The organism is Mycobacterium sp. 852002-51163_SCH5372311 (assembly GCF_001667115.1).
In the GTDB taxonomy this organism is placed as follows: Bacteria; Actinomycetota; Actinomycetes; order Mycobacteriales; family Mycobacteriaceae; genus Mycobacterium.
This window is the reverse complement of record NZ_LZIJ01000095.1, coordinates 1-3036: the sequence shown is the minus strand read 5'-3', so window position 1 is coordinate 3036 and position 3036 is coordinate 1. Positions and strand designations below refer to the sequence as shown.

Below are 3036 nucleotides of genomic sequence, written 5' to 3'. Positions count from 1 at the left end.
GGTAGCGCACCAGCGGACCCGGGCCGGCGGCCGCGCGGGTATCGGCGATCGCGGCGGAGACGAACCGGCCGACCAACTCGCTTGTCAACCGCTTGAGTGCGACCGATGCCGCGAGCGTGGCGTCGTACTTGCCGACGGCGGCCACCACCGGAAGCACCGAGAGCCGGCGTGCGGCGGCCGTCAATTCGTCGGAACCCATCCGGGAGTACTCCCGTGCCCCCAGCTTGGCCAGCACGACCGCCTCGTCGTCGTCGGCGAGCACGCGCAGATCGATGCGTTCCGAGACGACGCCGTCCTCGACGTCGTGCACCGAGTAGGCGACATCGTCCGCCCAGTCCATCACCTGCGCCTCCAGGCACGTCCGATCCGGGGGCGCCTGCTGCCGCATCCACGCCGCCGCATCGCGGTCGTCGTCGTAAAACCCGAACTTGCGGTGCCCGTGGCCGCGGGGCCAGGGGTATTTGGTGACCGCATCCAGCGCTGCGCGAGTCAGGTTCAGCCCTGCGCTATTACCTTGTGCGTCAAACACTTTCGGCTCAAGACTGGTGAGGATGCGAAAGTTCTGCGCATTGCCCTCGAAGCCGCCACACTGGGCGGCGACCTCGTTGAGCGCTGCCTCGCCGTTATGCCCGTACGGGGGATGGCCGATGTCATGGGCCAGCCCGGCCAGTTCGACGAGGTCCAGGTCGCAACCCAGTGCGACCGCCATACCCCGCCCGATCTGAGCCACCTCCAGCGAATGGGTCAGCCTGGTACGCGGAGTATCACCTTCACGGGGTCCGACCACCTGGGTCTTGTCGGCCAACCGCCGCAGCGCGGCGCTGTGCAGCACCCGGGCGCGGTCACGGGCGAAGTCGGTGCGGTGCTGCTGGCCTTGTGTACCCGGCAGACCCGCAGTCTTCGATGCCTCGGCTACCCGCCGCTGTCGGTCGAAGTCGTCGTAGGGGTCGTCCTCATTTGTGGTCACCGACTCACAGTCTGCCAGGGCGGTCGGCGAGCGGAGCCCCCTTCAGTCGCTGAGGGCCCGCACCGTTGCCGAGCTACATTGACCTATGCGCACTGCTCGCCTGCTCGGCGTGATCCTGACGACGCTGGCCGTCAGTCTCACTGCGGCTTTGCTGCTGGCAGCGCCTGCCGGCGCGCAACCACCGTTCCGGCTGCCGGGCTACATCACCGACAGTGCCGGCGCGCTACCGGAATCCGGCCGCGCCACGGTGAAGACCGCCGTCGACAAGCTCTATGCCAATCACCACATCAGGCTCTGGGTGGTCTACGTCGCCAACTTCTCCGAGCTGACGGCCGAGGACTGGGCCGCGCGCACGTATCGCGCCAGCGACTTGGGTGGATACGACGCACTGCTTGCCGTCGCCACCACCGACCGAGCGTATGCGTTTCTGGTGCCCAGGACGGTACACAACGTCACTACAGATCAGGTAAACGAGCTGCGCCACACTCAGATCGAACCCGCACTGCGAGACGGCAATTGGAGTGGCGCGGCGGTCGCGGCGGCCAACGGGCTCAACCAATCACCGAGTTCGTCGGGCCGGGTGCTGCTGCTGATTGCGCTGGGCGGCATCGTCGTCGCGATGGTGGTGCTGCTGATCGTGATGCGTTATCGCAAGCGGCGCCGGCGCGCTGCGGCGCTTGCCGCGGCCCGGCGGGTAGACCCCACAGACGCAGACGCGCTGGCCGGCGTGCCGCTCGAGGCCTTGGACGACTTGTCCCGGTTGATGGTGGTGGACGTCGACAACGCGGTGCGCACCAGCTCCAACGAGCTTGCGCTGGCGATCGACGAATTCGGCCAACAGCGCACCGCACCTTTCAGCAACGCCGTCGGCAATGCCGAAGCTGCACTGGCCCAAGCGTTCACGGTGCGCCAACAACTCGACGACGACACGCCGGAGACGCCGGCGCAGCGCCGCGAGCTGCTCACCCAGGTGGTCGTGTCTGCGGCTCGCGCCGACCGCGAACTGGAGTCGCAGACCGAAGCGTTCGAGCAGCTGCGGGATTTGGTGATCAACGCGCCGTCACGGCTTGACGGGCTGACCCAGCAGTACGTCGAGCTGACCACTCGCGTCACTCCGACCGAACAGCGGCTGGCCGAACTGCACAACGAATTCGACGCCGCCGCACTGACTTCGGTCGCCGGCAATGTGTCAACCGCCAAGGAGCGCCTGGCGTTCGCCGACAAGAACATCAGCGCGGCACGCGATCTGACCGCGCATGTGGAGAGCGGACGGCAGAGTGAATTGGTCGATGCCGTCCGTGCGGCCGAGTCGGCACTCGGGCAAGCCCGTTCGCTGTTCGATGCGGTAGACAGCGCGGCCGCCGACATTCGCCACGCCGTAGCTTCGTTGCCGTCGCTGATGACCGAAGTCCGGACGGCTGTGGCGCACGCCAACGAGCAACTGCGGCAGAGCCCGCAGCCGGGGTCTGCGCACATCGCGGAATTGGTCGCTGCACGTGATGCCGCGACCAGGGCGGTGGACTCCGCCCGCGGCACCGGCTCCGCGGATCCGTTGGGCACCTTCGCCGGGCTGACCAAGGCCGACGCGGAGCTCAACCGAATACTGGCGACCCTGGCCGAGGAGAAGGCGGCCGCGGATCGCCTCAACCGCTCCTTCGAGCAGGCGTTGTTCACCGCGGAATCGCGGGTGCGCGGAGTGTCGGAATACATCGACACACGCCGCGGCAGTATCGGGTCCGAGGCGCGCACCCGACTGGCCGAAGCGAAACGGCACCTGCAAGCCGCCCACGACCTGCGGACGACCAATGTGACAGAGGCGATTGCCCACGCCAACGCGGCGTCCACACTGGCCGCTCATGTGCAGGCGCTGGCGAATGCCGACGTGCAGTCGGCCGAACGCGCCTACAGTCGCCGCAGCGGCGATGACACTGGCGCGCTGATCGGCGGGATCATCATCAGCGACCTGCTCAACGCGGGCATGCGCGGCGGCTTCGGCTGGAGCCCCACATCCTTCGGCGGCTCGTCGCGGAATTCATCCGGAGGCGGCTTCATGGGCGGCGGCGGCCGGT

General features: G+C 67.9%; 2 protein-coding genes. One reads left to right on the top strand and one right to left on the bottom strand.

Annotated elements, in window-relative coordinates; translation table 11 throughout:
- Positions 1–967 (bottom strand): deoxyguanosinetriphosphate triphosphohydrolase (locus A5791_RS13075; RefSeq protein WP_067236880.1); only part of this gene is annotated, 967 nt, incomplete at its 3' end.
- An 85-nt stretch (positions 968–1052) separates the two neighbouring features.
- Here A5791_RS13075 and A5791_RS13070 point away from each other — a divergent pair.
- On the top strand, positions 1053–3036 hold a 1984-nt coding region (locus A5791_RS13070), incomplete at its 3' end, for a TPM domain-containing protein (protein ID WP_067236877.1).